The following is a 21,219-nucleotide window of genomic DNA, read 5'->3' as shown; positions in this document are numbered from 1 at the left end:
AACGCGATCCAAAAAGCTGCTCTCAGCAATGCTGTTTTCAGATTTAGCTAAATAACCACCCTTCCTGTTGGTCTTGAAGCTGACTGCGCTGGTATCGTCATTTGCGTGAACCTTGAAAATTCTATAGCTGAACTCTATTTCAGATCTACTGTATCTGTGGAATATCTACCCAAGGCCCTTGTCTTGAAGCTTTGGCATCAACGAGGCAGGTGTGATTTGATGGACAGCATAACCGGTCGGTGTCTTCCTGTGATTTGCGACCGGATCCCGACCTAGGTGCGTTCGCGGGCTTTCTATATTGGCTATCGTGGGCGCATGCGCGCCAAATCCAATATATTCAGAATCGTATCTCACTAAGCTTTTGACATGAGGATTTATGCCAATTTTTCCACTCAATGCCAAAGGTCGTGCAAAAATACTTTCACCTAGAATGTTGATCCACTGGAAAGAGATGCAATCGCAAGTGGCAATATCTTTCATGAAGGTCTGTATCGTACTGGGGAATGGATCCGCCACCCAGAATTCATCAACATCTACAAACATGCAATATTTGGAGCTGGACTCTTTCCGTGCATATTCAAAGAGGTGCGCATAGCAGCCGGATTGCTTGAATGCACTTATGACAGCATTCACATCGATGACAAAGACATTTGGAAAAATGCCGGCTATCTTTTCGATTATTTTTTGAGTGTCATCACTGCAATTGTTCAGGCCAACAAATATACGTTTGAAGCCTAGATATGTATAGTGATGAATAAAATCAGAAATATATGGCGCCTCGTCAGATGCAATACAGATGATGTCTACGTCACTGTCGACCCGATGACGCTGATCACTTGGCTCTTTTTGCAATATAGAAAAATCTCGCAGTCGTCTTGCATAATCTGTCGATTTCATAGGGAATAGAGATACATATCTTTCAAGCTCAGAAAAGTATTCATCATACATCCTCTGACTGAGCAGAAGATTAAGGTGCATTTCTGCCCTTTCAACGCCAGCAGCGGTACGGGCAAGAAGCTCCTGCGCCGCCCCATAGTTGCCACATATCAATAGAATATCAAAGTAAGGCCGATAGAACTGAACAAAATCAGAATGCCTCTCCGCCAATGTTTCACCGCAGGCAACCGCATCCTTTATTCGATCCAAGTGACGATAGGTCTGCAGAGCCGCCAACAGTATCCACTTATCGCTTGGAAATCTGATCAACCCCTCCTCAATGACAGAGACAGCATCGTCAAACTTCTTCAATGAATTGAAATCTTGGGTCAAACGTGCGTAGCTATCAAAGTAATCTGGGTGAACATCCCTAAGCCTGGACGAAAGCACAACCGCAGCGTTCAAGTCTCCGAGCGCGCGACAATTGTTGTGGGCTTGTAGCAAAATCGCCTTGCTGTCGGGGAAACGCTTAATACCATCTTCCAATATTTTTTGCGCGGCCCTGAAATCCTTGGAAATCTTAAAAACTTCCAGACTTTCCAAAACCTTGGATTCGGTGTCAAGTTCCATGGGGCGGTATCCTGCAAATATATTCTCGGCGCAAAATTATACAGATGCCCAACGACCTTCAAGTGTATTATCAGTGGATTTATGAACTGCATTCCGCAAAAAGACATGCCTCCAGGGTCATATGTGTTCTCTGTTCTGCCCAAGCAAAAACAAATAGATCACTGTCACGGCGCGAACGTCAGCGCTAGTGCCGACCCATTCCCGGTCAGGCACCAGAGGCGTTTCTTCCGCCAATATATCTGGAAGAAGCCTGTCCGTCCGACACCGCCCATCACCGAAGACGGACCGCGAGCCCAAAAGAAAAGGCCCCGAAGGGCCAAACTCTGCAACGATATCGAAAGTTTAGATGGTACCAGCTCCCCGGCTCGAACGGGGGACCCCTAGATCCACAATCTAGTGCTCTAACCAACTGAGCTAAGCCGGCACTTGGGGGCGATTTAACGCTCCTTGACTTGGATTGCAAGCAGGCTTTGGCGCAAATCTTGTCACTCGGGCCAGTATCCTGCCGGGGCAGACCGTTCGGTGATAGCGGGTGCGCTTGCAGAAAGTGGCAAAGGACGCTAGGCCGTGAAAAAGACAGCAAGGGGGCCGGAATGGGCATCGACAAGGAAAGCGAGATCGCTGCGAACCTGCAGATCGGGCCGACCTCGGCCGGCATGGTGCGCATCTATATCGAGGCGGATGGTGGTGTAGAATTGCCGTTGGATTTCGAGCCGGAAGAAGCGGAAGAAATCGCCGAAGAACTGCGCGCCGCAGCCGAAGCCGTGCGCGCCATGGGCTCGGTCAAGCCTAAGCCCAAGCGGAAATAATGCCCGCAGGATCGCGCAGCGCCTGCAGGCGCAGCGCGGCGTGGCGGGCAAAGCCCTGCACCACCGCTTTGCGCCGGGCAGGTGCCAGTGGCGTATCGGTGCCCATCCGCATGATTTCTGCGCCGTAGGCATCGGCAAGGATCAGGCCGGTTTCGTCGGGCAAAAGCCCGGTCGGGAAATCGGCATCCACCGCCCAGAAAAAGCGGTCGCACCAATGCAGATAGTTTTGCCACTTCCGGTCGGCCTGATAATCGGCCCGGCAGGATTTGCACTCCACAATCCAGACCTGCCCCTTTGGGCCAAGCGCCATCAGATCGACGCGCAAGCCAGGGGCTGGCACCAGTTCTTCGACCGTAACAAAGCCCATATCGCGCAGGCCGCGCGCAACCCCGCGGGCAAGGCGCTGGCCGGGCATCTGCGGCGATGGGTCTGTGATCCTGTCCATGGCGCCAAATATGAACGAAAGATGAACACCTGACAAGCCTTGCGGGCGAGCTCTTGCGCGCTTATCTATGTGAGTGGCGGGTGCTGCTCTTCGCGTGCTGGGGCTTTTTTCCAGTGGCCGATAAGCAAACGAATGGATGCTGGCTCTGGCAAGATCCTGGTCTTGCTACCTGGTGCCCACCTGAGACCTCTGGCTCTCGGGAAACCATGCCACCCACGGCTGCTGCGGGCCCGCCACCCAAATTTTCGGACGGCAAACATGAAAAAAGGGGCGGATTTCTCCGCCCCTTTCTATTTTGTGTGTGAGCGCTTGATTTAGAAGCCGAACACCAGCGACACACCCAACTTGTTGTCGGTGCGGATCGCGCGGTTGTCGTTATACTCGGTCAGATAGCTGACACGGGTTGACAGGGTGTCGGTCATCTTGACGTTCAGGCCAAGGTCGTTGTTCGCCCGCAGAGCCGTTTTCGACTTCAGAATGTCGGTGTCATTCGTCACGAAGACGTTGTCGTTGATCTTGTAGAAGAATCGCGACGCAGCCAGATAGCCGGTTTCCGTGGTCGAATTGCGCGCGCCATCCTGTAGATAGCTGACGCCGACACCGGCCTGCACACGCCACGTCATGTCTGGCGTGTTTACGATGCGGTAGCCCGGACCAAAGCCAAGGAAGGCATCGCGACGGTTTTCATCGACCGTGCTGGCCAGACCATCGGATTCCAGACGGGCCAGGACAAAGCCATAAAAATTCTGGTCGAAGTAATAGTTCGCGTCATAGACGGCCAGAATGTCTTCTTTGGTCGCAGCGTTGTTCGCTTCGGAAAAGTCGAGCGCTGCGCCTAAGGTCTGAACCAGATTGCCCTGCGCATACCGAAGACGCACCCCAGCAGAGATGTCTTGCGACTCGTTGTTGCCGGTCTTGCCCGAATAGCCCAGCGAAGCCGAGCCGCTCAGACCGGGGCGGAACTCTGGGTTGCCGAAACGCGCTGCATCTTCAGCACGAGCCATATCTTCCGCTACATTTTCGTTGATGTCGTCGATCCGATCATTGACCGATTCAACGCCCGTAATCGCAACCTGCGCCACAGCGGCAGGTGCAAAAGCGACTTGGGCGGCGGCAATAGCCAGCACGCCGGCACCCAAGGTGCGGAGTTTGACTGTCATCATAATATCCTTTCACACACACCGGCCTCTCTCGTGCCGGTCGCGTATGAAACGCGGCAAATATGATCAAAGTTCCGGTGGCTCACAGATCTGTGACGACGCGTGAAGTGACGCCGGGGAAATCAATCAATTGAATCTATGAAACAATATGTCTGACGACACTTTTGCAGAAATGCCTAGCGCCGTGAATCTGGACGGTTGTCAGAGCGGATGCGCGATGTCGCAGCCACCCGCACAGGCACCAAAGGCAGCCGGGCGCGGGTGCCACCCGAGGGCGTGTCATCGGTGTCAGCCATCCGCATCACGGCGATGGCGAATTGCACTCCGGCAAACACGACCCCGTTGAACATGACAAGCATCAGGGCGGCGACCCACCCCATGGGCGCGCCCAGAATAAGTCGTTGCAGCCCTGCGACATCCAGCCAGACCAAAGCCGCCACAAAGACCGCGGAAATGGCAAAACCAATGGCGACGTTGACGATATAAAGGCGGATGAGTTTGGGCATTTGGGCGCTCCTATCCAAGGTACGCAATGTAGCGCAGCTGAGACAAAGCAAAAGGCCCATATTGCCGCAGGGGTTGGCGCGCGCAGCGATTGTCAGTTCATCGGGCGGACAAATTCCATACTGCCGCCCTTTGGCCCGGTCAGCAGCAGTGTCACCGGCCCCGTCACTTCGGCACGGGTCATCTGGCCAAGCGCCGCAAACATCGCCGACTCAGCCGCAAGGTCAGGGCAGGCCATCCGGGTTGCGCCAATCGCACCAAGGCGAAAATCGGGCAGGGTTCCACCATACTCGGCAAAAAAGCGGTTGCACGGCCCCTGCCCTGCGATCTTTCCTGCCGTACTCAGGTCAAGATTTCCGCGCGCAAGAAAGGGCTGGCCGTCGATCGACACCAGCTTCCATTCGATGGCAAGGTATTCAGGTGGCACACCATATGCCACCGCGGGTAGACAGGCGGCAAGTCCAAGGGCGGCGGTAAGCGCGAAGGTAAGGCGGGTCATGATCAGGGTCCTGTGGTTTGAAGGCACTGACACCATAACGCATCAGAACCCTTCGGGCTTGGCCTCATGCGCCATATGATCCAGCACTGCGTTGACAAATTTGGATTCTTTTCCTTCGGGAAAGAACGCCTTTGCCACATCGACAAATTCGGTGATCGCCACTTTGGGCGGGGTCGGCATCTGGGTCAACTCGGCCCCGGCCGCCCGGAACAGAGCGCGCAGCACCGGGTCGATCCGGTCAATCGGCCATTTGGCGACCAAAGCGCGGTCGGTCATCTGGTCGATCAGCGCCTGAAAGTTCACAGCATGGTCCACGAGTGTGCGGAAATGGGTCACGTCGCCTTCGGCAAATTCACCCTCGTCATAGGTAGCGCCAAAGCGGTGCACCTCAAACTCGCGGCAGATCGCCTTGATGGTCTGGCCGGACACCTCCATCTGGAACAGGGCCTGAACAGCATACAGCCGCGCGGCAGAGCGCATCTGCTTTTTCTCGGCGTTGCTGGGTTTGGCGCCTGATTTGGCGGCCGGTGTGTTGTCAGTCATGCGCGGAACCCGATCCCTTTCGTCTGGCCCGCCCATTTGCGCGAAAGTGCGATCAGGTGCAAGGCCGCCGCGGCAGCCCCGCCACCTTTATTCTGCCCCGCAGGGTCGGCGCGCACTTCGGCCTGAACGCGGTTTTCAACTGTCAGAATGCCATTGCCGATACAGGCCCCTTGCAGCCCCATCAGGCTGATGGCGCGGCTGGAATCATTGCACACTGTATCGTAATGCGTGGTTTCCCCCCGGATCACACAGCCAAGTGCTACATACCCATCAAACTTGGCCTGACGTTCGGCCATGGCGATGGCGGTCGGCACCTCCAGCGCACCGGGCACTTCGACCAGGTCCACCTCGGCCCCACAGGCGGCTGCGACCGCGCGCGCGCCCGCAACCATGTTATCAGCGATGTCTTTGTAATACGGGGCCACCACGATCAGCAGTTTCACGGGGTGGTCAAAGACCGGCAGTGGCAGGGTGTAATGGGATTCTGCGGTGGCCATGGTTTACTCCGTGATCTTGCGGGTGCCGGTGATCGACAGGCCATAGGCATCAAGCCCGACAATCTTGGGCTGCGGCGAATTGGTCAGCAGGGTCAGCTCATTCACCCCAAGCGACACAAGGATCTGTGCGCCGATACCGTATTGCTTCAGCGTCTGCGGTGACGCCTCGGAATCCGAGATTAGCTTTCGGTCCAGCTCACGCAGCAGCACCAGCACACCGCGCCCCTCGGCTGCAATCAGCTTCATCGCTTCGGCGAATTCCGCCGTGCGCCCTGCCCCGCCAAGGCCGACCACATCCAACAGCGGATCAAGTGTGTGCATCCGGGTCAGCACCGGGCCGGGTGTGGTGATGTCGCCCTTTATCAGCACCACATGTTCCGCACCTTCGGTCACATCGGTATAAATCCGCATGGTCCAGTCGCCGCCGAACTCTGCGGTGACGTTGCGCTCTTCGCTTAGCTTAACCAAATTGTCGTTGCGGCGGCGATAGGCGATCAGATCGGAAATCGTGCCAATCTTAAGCCCATGCTTTTGCGCAAACACGATCAGGTCGGGCAAACGCGCCATCGACCCGTCATCATTCATCACCTCACAAATCACGCCCGACGGGTTCAGCCCCGCCAGACGCGACACATCGACCGCCGCCTCGGTATGGCCGGCGCGCACCAGAACGCCACCGTCACGCGCGCGCAGCGGAAAGACGTGGCCGGGGGTGGCGATATCCTGCGGGCCTTTGGTCTGGTCGATCGCAACGGAAACCGTGCGCGCCCGGTCAGCTGCCGAAATTCCGGTGGAAATCCCGTCGCGCGCCTCAATCGACAGGGTGAAGGCCGAGGCAAGGCGTGACGAGTTCTTCGGGCTCATGGGTTGCAGGCCCAGTTGGTCCACCCGTTCAGCGGTCAGCGCAAGGCAGATCAGGCCCCGGCCAAACGTCGCCATGAAGTTCACAGCCTGCGGGGTGCACATCTGCGCCGGGATCACCAGATCGCCTTCGTTTTCGCGGTCCTCATGGTCCACCAGAATGAACATGCGACCGTTGCGGGCATCGTCGATGATGTCTTCAACAGAGGAGATGGCGTTGGAATATTCGGTCATGGGCTGCGTTCCTGAACGGGCTTTGGACGTGCTTTGGACGGGTCTACTCTGCCATGCCAGCAAAAGCCAGAGCCGGGCCGTGCAGAGCCACAGTGCAAAATGTCACGCGGGCGCGAAGTAGCGCTCGGCAGGCAGATATCCGGCAAGACGGCCAGCCGCGCACCACTCGGCCTCCAGCCCGTGATCGCCGATCAGCAAAACGGTGTCGGGCGGCGTGCGGCCCAGCACTTCGCGCAAGCAGCTGCGTGTGTCGGGAAAGCTGGCCAAAGCACGCGGCGCGCTGTGACACCTGGCCAGCATGGGTGCGGCGCTGGCAAGGGCTGCCGCCTGCAAAGGCTGGACGGCAAGGCCGATCAGCCCGACTTTGGCGATGCCCGTCAGCTTAACCGCCCGATCCCCCGGAAGCATCTGCCCCGCACGCAACACGCGCAAGGCGTTGGAGGAAAACAGGAACGCCACCAGATCATGCCCAGTGCTGGCGCGGATACCGGCATAGGTCTTGTAGTCCAACCCCAGTTCAGCCGCGCGGCGCACCCGCAGGCGCACCACCTCCAGCGGCAGGGTCGGCACCAGCCGCGCACGCGCTGCACGCCAGCAATGGGTGCGCCACGAAAGCCCTGTCAGCTCTGGTCCACCATTGTGGCCGATGCCGGCGCTCACTCCCATTCGCGCAGCCGAGCGACGTAGCGCGCCATGGTATCCACCTCCAGGTTCACCTTGTCCCCCACTTTCACATCGCCCCATGTGGTGGCTTTTTGGGTGTGCGGAATGAAGTTGATGCCGAAATCTGTGCCATCCACTTCGTTCACGGTCAAAGATGTGCCATTCAGCGCCACCGACCCTTTGGGAGCGATAAATTTTGCCAGATCACGCGGCGCGCGAAAGGTTACGCGCAGGCTGTCGCCCTCGGGGGTGACCCCGACCACCTCGGCCACGCCATCGACATGACCGGACACGATATGGCCGCCCAACTCGTCCCCCACTTTCAGCGCGCGCTCCAGATTAACCCGCGCACCGGGGGTCCAGCTGGTAAGGTTGGTCTTGCTGACAGTTTCGGCGGAGATTTGCACATCATACCAATTGCGCGGCAGGGTGCCGGTGGCAATCACGGTCAGACACACCCCGTCGGACGCAATCGACGCGCCAATGTCGATCCCGGCCACATCATAGCGAGTGCCGATCCTTGCGCGCAGATCGCCCTGCTGGTCCAGCTCCAGCACCTCACCAATATCGCTGACGATCCCTGTGAACATGGCCAATCTCCTTTTGATGCAATGCCTAGCCCGAGGTTTGCCGTGACGCAAGGTCGAGGCAAAATTGGGCGCATTTTGTCTAAAATTGGCCGTGCTTTGACCACAGCCAATTGCTAAAGATTAACGCTATGGGGCCAATGTGCCGCTGTGTAAATTTGACGGGTGCGATGCGTACAACTGGTGACAACCGCAGATTTTTGTTTCTGCAAGGGCCACACGGCCCCTTTTTCCAACGTCTGGGCAAGATGCTTCGGGCGGCGGGGGCGCAGGTCTGGCGTGTCGGGTTCAACCGGGGGGATCGGGCGTTCTGGCCGTCGGGTGACAGTTTCATCCCGTTCCACGACCCGCCAGAGCTGTGGCCCGACCGGATCATGGCGCTTCTGGCTGAACTGTCGATCACCGATCTGGTGCTTTACGGCGACACCCGCCCGATACATGCACAGGCCATTCTGGCCGCCCGCGCCGCTGGCGTGATGGTGCATGTGTTTGAAGAAGGCTATCTTCGCCCGCATTGGGTCACCTATGAACGCGGTGGCGCCAATGGCCACTCGCGCCTGATGCAGATGAGCGTGGCCGATATGCAGGCCGCCCTTGCCAAGGCCGAAATGGACCAGCCCGAAGCAGCAGCGCGCTGGGGTGACATGCGCCAGCATATCTTTTGGGGCGCGCTGTATCATTGGTTTGTAATGACCGGGTTTTGGGATTTCCGCAACTTTCGCCCCCATCGCAAACAGACCGTTTGGCAAGAGTTTATGCTGTATTGCCAACGTCTGCTTTTGCTGCCGTTCCACCGCTGGGAACGGATGATCGCGCAATACCGCATCCGGCACGGCGGCTTCCCTTATCATCTGGTGCTGCTGCAACTGGAACATGACGCCAGTTTTCAGATGCATTCGCCGTTCAAGACCATGGCAGAGTTTCTGGCCGTGGTTGTTGAGGGCTTTGCCAAGGGCGCTGCCTCGCACCATCATCTGGTGTTCAAGGCGCATCCGCTTGAAGATGGCCGCGCCCCGCTGAAAGCCGAAATCCGGCGCCTGTCCCAACTGCATGGGGTACAGGGGCGGGTGCATTTCGTGCGAGGCGGCAAACTGGCACAGCTTTTGAACCACGCCCGCAGCGCGGTGACGGTCAACTCCACCGCCGGACAGCAGGTGCTTTGGCGCGGGATGCCCCTGAAAACCTTTGGCTCTGCAGTCTATTCCAAGCCGGAATTTGTGTCCCATCAGCCGATTGCGCGGTTCTTTGCCCGCCCAAACCGCCCCGATGGCCGCGCCTATCGCGATTTCCGGCACTATTTGCTGGAAACCAGCCAGATCACCGGCGGCTTCTACAGTTCGCGTGGGCGGCAAGAGGTGCTACGACAGGTGGTAGATATGATGCTGTCACCCGAAGACCCCTATGACGCGCTGATATCGGGAAGCGCGGCGCCACGGCAACAGTTGCGGCTGGTGAACTGACCGCGAAACCCCGGACTGGCATTTTCTCAATTCATTCTGTACCCTTGCAGGCAAAACTTGAGGCAAATCCAGTTAAAGGAGCCCGAGCAGTGAAAATGCTTGTATCGAAGGGGGCGAAGGCCCTTTGTCTTGTTGCGTTGGTCGCATCAACTGCGGCGTGTGGCCTGCCCCGATCCGGTCCGAACAAAGCCGAGATATTCAAGGGTTCGGTGATGAAGGACGGCGACGCCTTTATCGTCACCGTTAACCAGCGCGTGACCCGCGCTACGGCTGTGATGCCCGCCTTCGGGTTTTCCTCCGGTTTCCTGAATGCGGGCGTGGTGGGGTCGGATACGATCAACGCCGGCGACACTCTGGGACTGACCATATTTGAAAACGTCCGCGATGACCCGCTTCTGGGCAATACCGGCCAACGCGTCAGTGCGTTGGAGGAAGTACAGGTCGATGGTCAAGGCTATATCTTTGTGCCCTATGCCGGGCGGATAAAAGCCGCAGGGCAAACGCCCGAGGGGCTGCGCCAGGCGATCACCCGCAAGCTGGACACGCAGACACCTGATCCGCAGGTCACTGTGGCACGGCTGGCAGGTGACGGATCGACCGTTTCGGTTCAGGGCACTGTCGGGGCGAATGGTGTTTACCCAATCGAACGCCCGACCAGGAAACTCTCTGCCATGATCGCGCGGGCGGGTGGTGTTTCGATTGAACCCGCCGTCGCGGTCATTCGCGTCACCCGTGGCGGCCACACCGGCAAGGTCTGGTTGCAGGATCTGTATTCCACCCCATCGCTTGATATCGCATTGCGCCCCGGCGACAAGATCGTAGTCGAGCGTGACACACGGGCCTTTGTGGCGCTTGGCGCGACAGGCACTCAAAACCGGGTGCCGTTCGAGACGCAGACGCTCTCCGCGATTGAAGCGATTGCGATTGTCGGCGGTCTGAACACCAACCTTGCCGATCCAACCGGCGTTTTTGTGTTCCGCAACGAACCAGAGGCCATCGCAAACGCCGTTCTGGGCCGCAAGGATCTGCGCGGCGCACAGCGGATGGTCTATGTGCTGGATCTGACCCAGCCCACCGGCATGTTTGAGGCCCGCGATTTCATCGTGCGCGATGGCGACACGGTCTACGTGACCGAAGCGCCGTTCGTGCAGTGGCAAAAAACCTTGTCCGCGATCACCGGCACCGCCGGGGCAGCCACGTCGCTGGCGGATGTGGGCTCGGGCGGCTGAGGCCAGCTTGGCGCCGCAACCAGATGACAGACCGAAAGCCGCCGGGAAAATTCCCCGGCGGCTTTGCTATTACACCGCAGGCTTTCTGCGCGACCGGCATCTTCGGCGCATCCTGACACTGAGCGGTCACGAACTGGCGCTTGGCAAGCCGGGGCCCGATGACGGCGTGGTGGTCTGGGGGCGCAGCCCATATGCCCACCGGGGCGAGGCGGTTGCCGCCAGGCGTGATGTGCCGCTGATCCGGGTTGAGGATGCATTTTTACGCTCGGTACGGCCCGGCAGATTGGGTGGCGGCGGGCTGGGGCTGATGATTGACCCGGTCGGCGTGCATTTCGATTCCTCTGCGCCTTCGAGGCTGGAACAGATTCTGGCCAATGAACACTTGGATGATTCGAACATTTTGATGCGGGCACGTGACGGAATTGAGCGGATAAGATCGCTCAACTTGTCAAAATACAATATGCACGATGCATCCTTGGCCTTGCCGGATCCGGGCTATGTGCTGGTGGTTGATCAGACCCGAGGTGATGCATCGATCCGCTTTGGCGGGGCGCGTGCGCAATCATTTTCCCAAATGCTGGGCGAAGCGATGGACGCCCATCCACAGGCGCGCATCGTGTTGAAGGTGCATCCCGAAACCGCCCTTGGCTTGCGAGCAGGGCATTTTTCGGCTGCGGATGTGTCAGACCGCGTGACGCTTCTGGCCGATCCGGTCTCGCCCCGTGCACTGCTCGATGGGGCGATTGCGGTCTACACCGTGTCGTCACAACTGGGGTTCGAGGCGATTCTGGCTGGCCATCGACCGCATGTCTACGGCCAGCCGTTTTATGCCGGCTGGGGGCTGAGCCATGATGCCACCCCCCTGCCCCGGCGCGGTCGCAACCTGACCCGCGTGCAACTGTTTGCCGCCGCGATGATCCTTGCGCCGGTCTGGTATGACCCGTGCCGGGACCGGCTGTGCAGCTTTGAAGAAGCTGTAGATCAGCTGGAAGCCGAGGTGCGCGCCTTTCGCGAAGACCGTTTTGGCCATATCGCCGTCGGCATGCGGTTGTGGAAACGCGGGCGGTTGCAGGCGGTGTTCGGGGTTGAAAAGCCCTTGATTTTCCGCAACGCGCCGAGAGAGGCGAAGGGCCGGGGCATTTTGGTCTGGGCCGGAAAGGAAACCGACGGGATGGCTCTGCCGGGCGTGCCGTTGCGCCGGGTCGAGGATGGCTTTTTGCGCTCTCGCGGATTGGGCGCCGATCTGGTGCCGCCGCTGTCTTTGGTGACCGATGATCTGGGCATCTACTATGACCCCAGTCGCGAAAGCCGGTTAGAGCGCCTGATCCTGTCCCCGCCGCCCCCCGGCGGGATCGCCCGTGCAACGCGGTTGCGCGAACGGCTGGTGGCCCTGGGGCTGACGAAATACAACCTGTCCGGCGCGCGGCCAGACCTGCCGCGCGGCCACCGCATTCTGGTACCGGGACAGGTCGAGGATGACGCGTCGATCCTGAAAGGTGGTGGCGAGGTGCGGACAAACCTTGCGCTGTTGCAGGCCGCGCGCGCGGCGCATCCGGGCGCCATGGTGATTTACAAACCCCACCCGGATGTTGAAGCAGGCCTACGCGCCGGTGCGCTTTCTACAAGCGATCTGAACGGGTTGGCCGATGTTGTGGCCAGTCAGGCCGAAGCGGTTGCGCTGATTGATGCCTGTGATGAGGTCTGGACGATGACCAGTCTTCTGGGGTTCGAGGCGCTTTTGCGTGGCAAGCCTGTCACCTGTCTGGGCGCGCCGTTTTATGCGGGCTGGGGTCTGACGCACGATCTGGGCCCGGTGCCCACCCGCCGGATGCGGGGCCTTGATGGCGGGCTGCTGCCTCGCCCGACGCTGGATCATCTGGTGCATGCAGCCCTGATCGCCTATCCACGCTACTATGACCCCGCAAGCCGCCGACCCTGCCCAGTTGAGGTTGCCGTGGACCGGCTGGCGACAGGTGTCTTGCCGCATCCGGGATTGGGCAACCGATTTCTGGCCAAGCTGCAGGGGCGGTTTGCCACCTATGCACGGTTCTGGCGGCGTTAATAAATATAGCGGATCTGATCGGTCCAGAACCGTTCCAGCCGCTTGAGCGAATGGTTCATCTGCTCCATCCCGGCGGCATCGATCACGGATTTTTTCAGCAGCACATCGGCATGGCGCGCGAACAGCTCAGTCAACACCGAACGCACCCGCCGCCCCTTTTCCGTCAGCCGCACCCGCACCGACCGGCGGTCGAGTTCCGACCGTTGGTGGTGCATGTAGCCCAGATCGACCAGTTTTTTCAGATTATAGCTGACATTGCTGCCCTGGTAGTACCCGCGGCTTTTCAATTCGCCCGCCGTTACCTCATTGTCGCCAATGTTGAACAGCAACAGGGCCTGAACCGAATTGATCTCAAGAATTGCCAGCCGCTCGAATTCATCCTTGATAACATCGAGCAACAGGCGGTGCAGCCGTTCGAGCAGTGCAAGGCCATCAAGATAGCCAACCGTCAGAACCTTGTGTGAGCCGTCCAGAACGGGGGCTTGATGCGTCATGTGTGATCTCCGCCTTCCAAGAAACACCGGCAGAATCAGCACAAACAGCAAACATTCCGTAAACTATCGCCGGTTTTTGCTCAAACCTTACGCAATCTGTCGCGGGCAAAGGTGGTGATCTTTGCCAACAGGGGTGCAATCAGGGGCGCGGGCTGGGCTTGTTCGAAGATAAAGGACATCAAATCCTGATCATTTTCGGCCAACAAAACCTCATATTCTTCAAGTTCCGCCGCCGACAGCCCGTCCAGATGGGCGTCGGCCCACGGCCCAAGCACCAGATCCATTTCCTTGGTCCCACGCCGCCATGACCGCATTTTCATGCGTTTCAGTCGGGCCTCGGGCGTTTCAATCACAATCGTTGGTGTCGGCGTCATTCTGCATCAACCTCTTCGCGCCGCATCAGATGGTGCAGCCGTGTTTCCATCTGCCCCAGATCCTGCGCCAAAGCCAGTATTTGCGCCCGCATCCGCGCAAGATCTGACAGCGCCTCAATCGTTGCTGCGTCATGGGTGCCGGGGGCCGAGGGCGCGTCAAGACCGTCCCCTTCGCCCGTCAGCAGCCAGCGGATCGATACGTTCAGCATGCCCGCCAGCATCTGCAAACGGTTGGAGCGCGGCTCAGACGCATCATCTTCCCATGCCTGAACCGTGGTCAGCCGGACGCCAAGCCGTTTGGCCAGATCGTGCTGGCTTAACCCTGCCGCTTCGCGCGCGCCGGCCAGCCGGTCACCGAATGTGGCTACTTCCGCCGAGAACCACGTGTTTGCTGTGTCATTTTCCGCCATCTTGCCTCTCCTATAGGTCGATATCGCTTGATCGGGTCAAGGGGCATCCATAAGACCAAAAGCCGGAAATGACAAATCAGGAGCCTGCAATGCCCTTCCTTTCCGACACGCTGGCGCGCGTCAAACCTTCGCCCACCATCGCTGTCACCACCAAGGCCGCACAGTTGAAAGCCGAGGGCAAGGATGTGATCGGCCTTGGCGCGGGCGAGCCGGATTTCGACACGCCGCAGAACATCAAGGACGCGGCCAAGCGCGCGATTGATGCAGGGCGGACCAAATATACCGCCGTTGATGGCATTCCAGAGCTGAAGGCCGCGATCTGCGCCAAGTTCCTGCGTGAAAACGGGCTGACGTACACGCCTGCGCAGGTGACGGTGGGCACAGGCGGCAAGCAGACGTTGTATAACGCCTTGATGGCGACCTGTAATCCGGGCGATGAGGTGATCATTCCCGCGCCATATTGGGTCAGCTACCCCGATATGGTGCTGCTGGCGGGTGGAACCCCGGTGCCTGTGGTGGCGGGGATCGAGACCAACTTCAAGCTGACGCCCGCCCAATTGGAAGCGGCGATCACGCCGAAAACCAAGTGGTTCATCTTCAACAGCCCGTCTAACCCGACAGGTGCGGGCTATACCCGTGCCGAACTCAGGGCGCTGTGCGATGTGCTGCTGCGCCATCCACATGTCTGGATCATGTCGGATGACATGTATGAGCATCTTGTGTTCGGCGATTTTGAATTCTGCACCCCCGCCGCAGTAGAACCCAAACTGTATGACCGCACGCTGACCTGTAACGGCGTGTCGAAATCCTATGCGATGACCGGATGGCGCATTGGCTATGCCGCTGGCCCTGTGGCGCTGATCAAGGCGATGGGGACAATCCAGTCGCAATCCACCTCAAATCCCTGCTCGGTGTCGCAATATGCGGCGCTGGAGGCACTGACCGGGCCGCAGGATTTTCTGGCCGAGAATCGCCGCGTGTTTGAACGCCGCCGCGATCTGGTTGTGTCGATGCTGAACGCGGCCAAAGGCGTCACCTGCCCCACGCCCGAAGGCGCATTCTACGTCTACCCTGACATCTCCGAATGCATCGGCAAGGTTACATCAGGCGGTACTGTCATCAGCAATGACGAGGTGTTCGCGACCGCCCTGCTGGAAGAAACCGGGGTTGCCGTGGTGTTTGGTGCGGCCTTTGGTCTATCGCCGAACTTCCGTGTCAGCTACGCTACTGCAGACGAGACGCTGCGCGAGGCGTGCGGGCGTATCCAAGCCTTTTGCGCTGCACTGACCTGAGGGGTTTTCATGTCGGGCGATTTGCCGGAGTATTATTTCCGCATCCGTGAAAACGGAGCGGCTGTGTTTAAAGTTGATACGGAAAATCGTCAGCGACGGATCGAGATGGAAGAAATCGCCATCGCCAATGTCAGGAACGGCAACATAAGGCCGCATGGTGACCGCAAGCTGACGGCGGAAGAAACCGCCGTCATCACCGATTGGATCGCCCGTCGCAGTGCGATTCTGACGGCGCGCGATGTCGATGATATTCATCGGGCCGTCGATCACCTGAACCTTGTGACACAATGGGCGCAATCCAAGGCAAGTGATGCGCAGCTGGAAGACGTGACCGATGCGCTCCTTTTGGCGATGCATGATCTGCGGTCGGTTCTGGTGCGCAAAAAAGCCGAACGGCTGATGAGCGCCGAGCCAACTGACGACTAGCGGTTACGTCCCGCAAAAGGTGACGTAATCGCCAAAGCCGCTGGGGGCTGGCAGAGAGAAAGCCTCGCGCCCCGGCCTGTCGGTGAACGGGTCGGTGATCTGTGCCAAAAGCGCGGTAAAGGGCGCAAGATCGCCCTGTTCCGCAGCTTGCAGCGCCTGTTCAACCAGATGATTGCGCGGGATAATCAGCGGATTGACGGCGCGCAGGTGGTCAGCCGCATCCTCTCGCAGACGGGCACGCCACAAGGGCAGCCAAAGATCCAGCCGCACAGGGTCGGCAAACAGCGCGCGCAGTGGTGTGACATCGCCCGACGCCGCCTCGGCCAAGCGGCGGAAGGCCAAAGTCCAATCTGCCCCCTGCCCCTCCATTGCGGCCAGAAAGCCCGTGGCCAGATCGGCGTCCCCGTCTTGCGCGCCGTGCAGCGCCAGCTTCTCGCGCATCACCGCCAGCCATTCGGCGTGATACAGGTCTTCCACCCCCGACAAGCGGTCATTCAGCACCTCAACCGCCCGATCTGCATCCTCCATCAGGGGCAGCAGGCTTTCGGCCAGTTTGGCCATGTTCCAACCCAGAATCAGCGGCTGGTTGGCGTAGGAATAGCGCCCCTGATGGTCGATCGAGGAAAAAACCGTACCGGGCGCATAGGCTTCCATAAAGGCGCAGGGGCCATAGTCGATGGTTTCCCCCGACAGCGCCACATTATCGGTGTTCAGCACCCCATGCACAAAGCCAAGGCCCATCCACGCCGCCACCAGCCGCGCCTGACGAGCGATCACCCGGTCGAAAAACGCCAGAACCCGGCCCTCTTGCGCAACCAGATCGGGGTCGTGGCGGGCAATTGCATAGTCGACCACCCGCGCCAGCGTTCCATGGTCGCCGCGCGCGGACCAGAATTGCAGCGTGCCGACCCGCAGATGGCTGCTTGCCACCCGCGCCACAACTGCGCCAGGCAAACGGCCCGCCTCACGCCGGACATCCTCGCCCGTCAGAGCCACGGCAAGACTGCGCGTGGTGGGCACGCCAAGGGCCGCCATCGCCTCAGAGATCAGGTATTCGCGCAGCATTGGCCCAAGCGCTGCCTTGCCGTCGCCTCCGCGCGAAAACGGGGTCCGGCCAGAGCCTTTGAGTTGCAGATCAAAGCGCCGACCGTCAGGTGTAAGATGCTCGCCAATCAGATGTGCCCGCCCGTCGCCAAGCTGCGCCGAGAAGCCGCCAAACTGGTGCCCGGCATAGGCCAAGGCCACGGGGGCCGCCCCCGGCGGCACTTCCCCCCCGGCAAACCAGCCAGGATTCTGTGCCAGCACCGATGACTCCAACCCCAGATTCGCCGCCAAATCGACATTCAGCACCAGAATCTGCGGCGCGGGTGAATAATCAGGGGCTTGCTCTACATAGGTGCGCGGCAAATCCCGCTGCCAGGAGTTGTCAAAGTTGAACCCGCTTTCATGGGCGCCAGTATCGGGCGATGTATCAGGCATATTCCCTCAGACCTTGCGCGCCGAAAGCGCGGCGCTGACTCAACCCATATGGGGCGGGGCCGCGCCTGCACAAGCGCTTAGGGCAGAACATCGATCGTGCTGACCTGCCAGACCGAGCGGGAATAGCTGACCTCGTTCTTGTAGGCGGGGTTCACATCATAGGGATAAACCATCCACAACGGCCCCTTGTCACGCGGCGACAATTCCCGCCCATCCATGTGCATCGCCAGCAGCGGGCCACCTGTGACAGCCTCAGACATCGGGATATCAACAGCGTAATCGTTGAGGGCGGTCAGACGCAGAATGCTGCCATCCGCGCCCAGATGTTCCATCAATTGCGCCAGTTCGACACCTTGAAATTCGCTGGTGCCTTCGGTCCAGATCGTGCCGGTGTGAAAGGTGACCATGCCGATGGATTCGATCATCGCTTTGTCCAGTCTGGCCTCGGCGTTCCCATTGGTTCGCGCAAGGTCGCCCCGCACAGTCAGAATCACCGCTCCGGTCGGGTCAGACAGCACGCCTGCAAGCGGGTCGGCAGATGCCACAGCACTCAGGCCCCAAAACAGACCAAAGCCCCATGCCATTCCCTTTAAGCCGCCATGACTTGCGTTATGCATTGCTCACCCCCACCATGCCCCACACACTGAACATAAGCGTGGAATATCCGATCATTGAAAAATGATCTTCTATCCTTACGCATAGGGCATAGCCCCAGAGTCGGAAAAACCTACCCAGAATGCAGCAATCACACAATTGCAGTGGAAAAACCGGGAATCAACCACGCGTGTCAAAAACACTGGCAGGCTTTGACGCCCCGAAAGAAAGCTGGTTGGACAAGAATGGCAAGTCAGGAAGAATGGCAGGCTGTGCCTGCACCTTTTCAATTTGCGATGCCTGAGGCTGTGCATTTGAAAAGTGGTCGGGGCGGAGGGATTCGAACTCTCGACCTACGGTACCCAAAACCGTCGCGCTACCAGGCTGCGCTACGCCCCGACTGAAAGGGGTATTAGCGAAAGCCGATCGGGAAGAAAAGGCCTATTCGGCACAAGACCATGCAGGATCGACAATTGCCGGATGCCGCAGCTCTGCTCCCGGTGAAATCCCCAGTCGGGCAGCAAGGCCGCCGTTGATTTCAAGCACAAATTTGACACCTTCGCCGCCATCAATGGTGGTCAGATCCTGCGGTTTTGCATTGGCATGCACCTTTTTCACCCGGCCAGACGGATCGGCGAAGATCATGTCGAGGGGAATCAGGGTATTCTTCATCCAGAACGTCGCGCGGCGCGGGCTTTCATAGATGAACAACATACCCACAGATCGTGGCATGCTTTCGCGGAACATCAAACCGCGGCTGCGCGTCGCGTCCGTATCAGCCACATCAACAGAAAACCGCGCTTGCCCGCCAGGCCAGCGCAGTTCTACCTGATCGGCGCGACATTCGGCCAAGGCCGTTCCCGTTGAAAAGATCAACGCCAGTGCCAGTGTCGCAACTGCGCCAGTCAGCATTCGCCGCGTGATGCTGCTTCCCATGATGCCACCTGAACCGCCATGCGTCCGCGCTTGCCTTCGATGATCCGCAAGCAAACCGCTTCGCCTGCTTGTAGATCGGCAAAGCCAGACATGCGCAACACTTCGACGTGAATAAACACATCGTCATTGCGTCCATAGACATTCGCAAAGCCAAAGCCCTTGGCCTTGTCGAACCATTTGACACGGGCTGGTTCCAGCACAAGGGCTGCAACCTGTTCAGCGGTCATAACGCTGCCTTCCTCCGGCAGAGGCACAACTCCCCCCACCGGCGCCTGCACCGTCACAACCTCAACAGCTTGCACACCGCGCGGGCTTTGTTGCACGCGCACGGTTATTGTCGCCCCATCGGCAACGGAGTTCTGGCCATAATTCCGTAATACATTCGCATGCAGCAGAATATCGGTTTCAGCTTCATCGGATACGATAAAGCCAAAGCCCTTGGCCGGATCAAACCACTTCACATGGCCATGCACAATACGCGTGGCCGTATCATCTTCAGTCATAGTAGAGCCGTTCCCCAGATTGACCCCTAGCGTCACTTTGACGCTATTCCCGATCAAGCTTCAAGTATCTACTCGAGACAACTGGTCAAAACTTTTGGCCGCGCGAAGCACGGCTTAGGGATTTAAACGCTGGATTCCCCAAGAGTCCAACAGAGTTTTGCGTGTCCAGCGAAACCGATCATGCAGCCTGAAGTCCCCATCTGCCCAAAGCTCTATCTCAACCGGATGCAAACGGAAACCTCCCCAAAAGGATGGTCTAGGCGGATTTATGCCTTTGGTCACCGCCAGCTTTGCCACCTCGGCCATCAGGTATTCGCGGCTGGACAATGGCTGCGACTGCTGGCTGGCCCAAGCGCCCAAGCGGGATTTCAGACTGCGGCTCGCATAGTATTCATCTGCCTTCGGCCCCTCCTCACGCTCGGTCACACCACGCACCCGAATCTGGCGGCGCAAAGATTTCCAATGCATCACAAAGGCCGCAGTGCCAGACGCCTCGATCTCTTGCGCCTTTTTTGACCCGTAATTGGTGTAGAACACAAAGGCGCCGTCTTCGATTTCTTTCAACAGCACCATGCGCACATTTGGCAGGCCCTCTGCGTCTACCGTGGCCAAAGCAATGGCATTGGGATCATTCGGCTCCGTTGCCTCGGCCTCGGCCAGCCATTGCCGCGCGATGGCAAACGGGTCATCGCCCGCAAAAATTCCGCCCCTGTCCATAGTATCCGCCCCTATCTTGCTTGACACGCCGCCGCAGCCATTGGCTTGAACGGGCAAAGCCTTTCGCCTACACGTCTATCTCAAAGCGAGAAATGTGCGAGGGACAATAGATGTCAACAGGGCTTATGGCGGGCAAGCGCGGGCTGATCATGGGGCTTGCCAATGACAAGTCCATTGCATGGGGCATCGCTAAGACCCTTGCTGACCACGGGGCAGAGCTTGCGTTCTCTTATCAAGGCGAGGCGCTGAAAAAACGGGTCGAGCCGCTGGCCACATCCTTGGGCAAGCCGCGCCTGTATGAATGCGATGTCGCCAGCGAAGACAGCATGGATGCGCTGTTCAGCTGGCTGGAAGCAGAATGGGGCACCATTGATTTTGTGGTTCATGCCATCGGCTTTTCCGACAAGAACGAGCTGCGCGGCCGCTATGTGGAAACCTCGCGCGCCAACTTTCTGATGTCTATGGATATTTCGGTGTATTCCTTCACCGCCATCTGCGCCCGCTCCGCGAAACTGATGCCAAACGGCGGCAGTTTGCTGACCCTGACCTATTACGGTGCCGAAAAGGTCATGCCGCATTACAACGTGATGGGCCTGTGCAAAGCTGCCCTTGAGGCCTCGGTGAAATACATCGCCGAAGACCTTGGCAAAGACGGCATCCGCGTGAATGCCATCTCGGCAGGGCCGATCAAGACGCTCGCAGCCAGCGGTATCGGTGATTTCCGCTACATCATGAAATGGAACGAGCTGAACTCGCCCCTGCGCCGCAATGTCACACAAGAAGAGGTGGGCAAGGCCGCACTTTACCTGATCTCGGACCTTGGCTCGGGCACCACAGGCGAAAACCTGCATGTCGATGCGGGCTATCATGTGGTGGGTATGAAGGCAGTGGATGCGCCCGATATTGATGTGGTCACCGGTCGTAAGGAATAAGAG

At 58.8% G+C, this 21,219-nt stretch carries 25 protein-coding genes and 2 tRNA genes; 7 read left to right on the top strand and 20 right to left on the bottom strand.

Going from position 1 to position 21,219, the window contains the following annotated elements:
* Nucleotides 1–165: 165 nt before the first annotated feature.
* Nucleotides 166–1,506 carry a glycosyltransferase family 2 protein gene (locus Q8K08_RS05835; protein WP_305249463.1) on the bottom strand — a complete coding sequence of 447 codons (1,341 nt, stop codon included), beginning with the start codon at nucleotides 1,504–1,506 and terminating at the stop codon, nucleotides 166–168.
* A 347-nt stretch (nucleotides 1,507–1,853) separates the two neighbouring features.
* Nucleotides 1,854–1,930: transfer RNA gene (locus Q8K08_RS05830), tRNA-His, on the bottom strand.
* A gap of 169 nt (nucleotides 1,931–2,099) precedes the next feature.
* Here Q8K08_RS05830 and Q8K08_RS05825 point away from each other — a divergent pair.
* A complete protein-coding gene (locus Q8K08_RS05825) occupies nucleotides 2,100–2,315 on the top strand; it encodes a DUF6324 family protein (protein ID WP_304798379.1) in 216 nt (71 codons plus the stop codon).
* Here Q8K08_RS05825 and Q8K08_RS05820 read toward each other — a convergent pair.
* The 9 genes from Q8K08_RS05820 to Q8K08_RS05780 all read right to left on the bottom strand — a co-directional run bounded on the left by Q8K08_RS05820 (nucleotide 2,296) and on the right by Q8K08_RS05780 (nucleotide 8,311).
* On the bottom strand, nucleotides 2,296–2,760 hold the full coding sequence (locus Q8K08_RS05820) for an MmcB family DNA repair protein (RefSeq protein WP_304798381.1): 465 nt from the start codon (nucleotides 2,758–2,760) through the stop codon (nucleotides 2,296–2,298). The genes Q8K08_RS05825 and Q8K08_RS05820 overlap by 20 nt on opposite strands.
* A gap of 314 nt (nucleotides 2,761–3,074) precedes the next feature.
* On the bottom strand, nucleotides 3,075–3,920 hold the full coding sequence (locus tag Q8K08_RS05815; protein WP_304798384.1) for a YdiY family protein: 846 nt from the start codon (nucleotides 3,918–3,920) through the stop codon (nucleotides 3,075–3,077).
* Nucleotides 3,921–4,096: 176 nt separating this feature from the next.
* Nucleotides 4,097–4,426, bottom strand: a complete 330-nt coding sequence (locus tag Q8K08_RS05810; RefSeq protein ID WP_304798387.1) for a hypothetical protein — start codon at nucleotides 4,424–4,426, stop codon at nucleotides 4,097–4,099.
* Nucleotides 4,427–4,518: 92 nt separating this feature from the next.
* A complete protein-coding gene (locus Q8K08_RS05805) occupies nucleotides 4,519–4,923 on the bottom strand; it encodes an META domain-containing protein (RefSeq protein ID WP_305249462.1) in 405 nt (134 codons plus the stop codon).
* Between the two features lie 42 nt (nucleotides 4,924–4,965).
* Nucleotides 4,966–5,466, bottom strand: coding sequence for a transcription antitermination factor NusB (nusB, locus tag Q8K08_RS05800; protein WP_304798393.1), 501 nt, complete (start codon nucleotides 5,464–5,466; stop codon nucleotides 4,966–4,968).
* Entirely contained in the window at nucleotides 5,463–5,963 is a 501-nt protein-coding gene (locus Q8K08_RS05795) for a 6,7-dimethyl-8-ribityllumazine synthase (protein ID WP_304798396.1), read from the bottom strand. The genes nusB and Q8K08_RS05795 overlap by 4 nt, the downstream gene beginning before the upstream one ends.
* Before the next feature lie 3 nt (nucleotides 5,964–5,966).
* Entirely contained in the window at nucleotides 5,967–7,058 is a 1,092-nt protein-coding gene (gene ribB, locus Q8K08_RS05790) for a 3,4-dihydroxy-2-butanone-4-phosphate synthase (protein ID WP_304798398.1), read from the bottom strand.
* Between the two features lie 102 nt (nucleotides 7,059–7,160).
* Nucleotides 7,161–7,724, bottom strand: a complete 564-nt coding sequence (locus Q8K08_RS05785; protein WP_305249461.1) for a hypothetical protein — start codon at nucleotides 7,722–7,724, stop codon at nucleotides 7,161–7,163.
* Nucleotides 7,715–8,311 carry a riboflavin synthase gene (locus Q8K08_RS05780; protein ID WP_305249460.1) on the bottom strand — a complete coding sequence of 199 codons (597 nt, stop codon included), beginning with the start codon at nucleotides 8,309–8,311 and terminating at the stop codon, nucleotides 7,715–7,717. The genes Q8K08_RS05785 and Q8K08_RS05780 overlap by 10 nt, the downstream gene beginning before the upstream one ends.
* A 167-nt stretch (nucleotides 8,312–8,478) precedes the next feature.
* On the opposite strand from Q8K08_RS05780, the gene Q8K08_RS05775 reads away from it, so the two are divergent.
* The 3 genes from Q8K08_RS05775 to Q8K08_RS05765 all read left to right on the top strand — a co-directional run bounded on the left by Q8K08_RS05775 (nucleotide 8,479) and on the right by Q8K08_RS05765 (nucleotide 13,059).
* Complete coding sequence (locus tag Q8K08_RS05775; protein WP_305249458.1) at nucleotides 8,479–9,768, top strand: capsule biosynthesis protein; 1,290 nt, start codon at nucleotides 8,479–8,481, stop codon at nucleotides 9,766–9,768.
* Between the two features lie 95 nt (nucleotides 9,769–9,863).
* Nucleotides 9,864–10,997 (top strand): polysaccharide biosynthesis/export family protein, encoded by a 1,134-nt coding sequence (locus Q8K08_RS05770; protein ID WP_305249519.1) that lies wholly within the window; start codon nucleotides 9,864–9,866, stop codon nucleotides 10,995–10,997.
* Nucleotides 10,998–11,004: 7 nt separating this feature from the next.
* Nucleotides 11,005–13,059, top strand: coding sequence for a capsular polysaccharide biosynthesis protein (locus Q8K08_RS05765; RefSeq protein ID WP_304799797.1), 2,055 nt, complete (start codon nucleotides 11,005–11,007; stop codon nucleotides 13,057–13,059).
* Here the strand turns inward: Q8K08_RS05765 and Q8K08_RS05760 are convergent.
* The 3 genes from Q8K08_RS05760 to Q8K08_RS05750 form a co-directional block, all read right to left on the bottom strand.
* Nucleotides 13,056–13,553: a MarR family winged helix-turn-helix transcriptional regulator gene (locus Q8K08_RS05760; protein WP_304799795.1), complete on the bottom strand. Its 498-nt coding sequence runs from the start codon at nucleotides 13,551–13,553 to the stop codon at nucleotides 13,056–13,058. The two genes, Q8K08_RS05765 and Q8K08_RS05760, sit on opposite strands and share 4 nt — an antisense overlap.
* Before the next feature lie 80 nt (nucleotides 13,554–13,633).
* On the bottom strand, nucleotides 13,634–13,906 hold the full coding sequence (locus Q8K08_RS05755) for a succinate dehydrogenase assembly factor 2 (protein ID WP_305249518.1): 273 nt from the start codon (nucleotides 13,904–13,906) through the stop codon (nucleotides 13,634–13,636).
* Between the two features lie 17 nt (nucleotides 13,907–13,923).
* Nucleotides 13,924–14,337 carry a helix-turn-helix domain-containing protein gene (locus Q8K08_RS05750; RefSeq protein WP_305249456.1) on the bottom strand — a complete coding sequence of 138 codons (414 nt, stop codon included), beginning with the start codon at nucleotides 14,335–14,337 and terminating at the stop codon, nucleotides 13,924–13,926.
* Nucleotides 14,338–14,426: 89 nt separating this feature from the next.
* Here Q8K08_RS05750 and Q8K08_RS05745 point away from each other — a divergent pair, with 89 nt between their 5' ends.
* Nucleotides 14,427–15,629 (top strand): pyridoxal phosphate-dependent aminotransferase, encoded by a 1,203-nt coding sequence (locus Q8K08_RS05745; RefSeq protein ID WP_305249455.1) that lies wholly within the window; start codon nucleotides 14,427–14,429, stop codon nucleotides 15,627–15,629.
* A gap of 9 nt (nucleotides 15,630–15,638) precedes the next feature.
* Entirely contained in the window at nucleotides 15,639–16,055 is a 417-nt protein-coding gene (locus Q8K08_RS05740; protein WP_305249454.1) for a hypothetical protein, read from the top strand.
* A 3-nt stretch (nucleotides 16,056–16,058) separates the two neighbouring features.
* Here Q8K08_RS05740 and Q8K08_RS05735 read toward each other — a convergent pair whose 3' ends face one another.
* The 6 genes from Q8K08_RS05735 to pdxH all read right to left on the bottom strand — a co-directional run bounded on the left by Q8K08_RS05735 (nucleotide 16,059) and on the right by pdxH (nucleotide 20,284).
* Entirely contained in the window at nucleotides 16,059–17,534 is a 1,476-nt protein-coding gene (locus Q8K08_RS05735) for a YdiU family protein (protein ID WP_305249453.1), read from the bottom strand.
* Between the two features lie 77 nt (nucleotides 17,535–17,611).
* Nucleotides 17,612–18,151 carry a molybdopterin-dependent oxidoreductase gene (locus tag Q8K08_RS05730; protein ID WP_304803925.1) on the bottom strand — a complete coding sequence of 180 codons (540 nt, stop codon included), beginning with the start codon at nucleotides 18,149–18,151 and terminating at the stop codon, nucleotides 17,612–17,614.
* Between the two features lie 299 nt (nucleotides 18,152–18,450).
* Nucleotides 18,451–18,527, bottom strand: a tRNA-Pro gene (locus Q8K08_RS05725).
* A gap of 42 nt (nucleotides 18,528–18,569) precedes the next feature.
* On the bottom strand, nucleotides 18,570–19,064 hold the full coding sequence (locus tag Q8K08_RS05720) for a DUF192 domain-containing protein (RefSeq protein WP_305249452.1): 495 nt from the start codon (nucleotides 19,062–19,064) through the stop codon (nucleotides 18,570–18,572).
* On the bottom strand, nucleotides 19,034–19,567 hold the full coding sequence (locus tag Q8K08_RS05715) for a cold-shock protein (protein ID WP_305249451.1): 534 nt from the start codon (nucleotides 19,565–19,567) through the stop codon (nucleotides 19,034–19,036). Before Q8K08_RS05715 ends, Q8K08_RS05720 begins: the two co-directional genes overlap by 31 nt.
* A gap of 114 nt (nucleotides 19,568–19,681) precedes the next feature.
* Complete coding sequence (pdxH, locus tag Q8K08_RS05710; protein WP_304803919.1) at nucleotides 19,682–20,284, bottom strand: pyridoxamine 5'-phosphate oxidase; 603 nt, start codon at nucleotides 20,282–20,284, stop codon at nucleotides 19,682–19,684.
* A gap of 110 nt (nucleotides 20,285–20,394) precedes the next feature.
* Here pdxH and fabI point away from each other — a divergent pair, with 110 nt between their 5' ends.
* Nucleotides 20,395–21,216, top strand: a complete 822-nt coding sequence (gene fabI, locus Q8K08_RS05705; protein ID WP_305249450.1) for an enoyl-ACP reductase FabI — start codon at nucleotides 20,395–20,397, stop codon at nucleotides 21,214–21,216.
* Nucleotides 21,217–21,219 lie beyond the last annotated feature (3 nt).

This window comes from Pseudotabrizicola sp., assembly GCF_030684215.1.
Taxonomy (GTDB): Bacteria; Pseudomonadota; Alphaproteobacteria; order Rhodobacterales; family Rhodobacteraceae; genus Pseudotabrizicola.
This window is presented reverse-complemented; position numbering and strand designations above follow the sequence as displayed.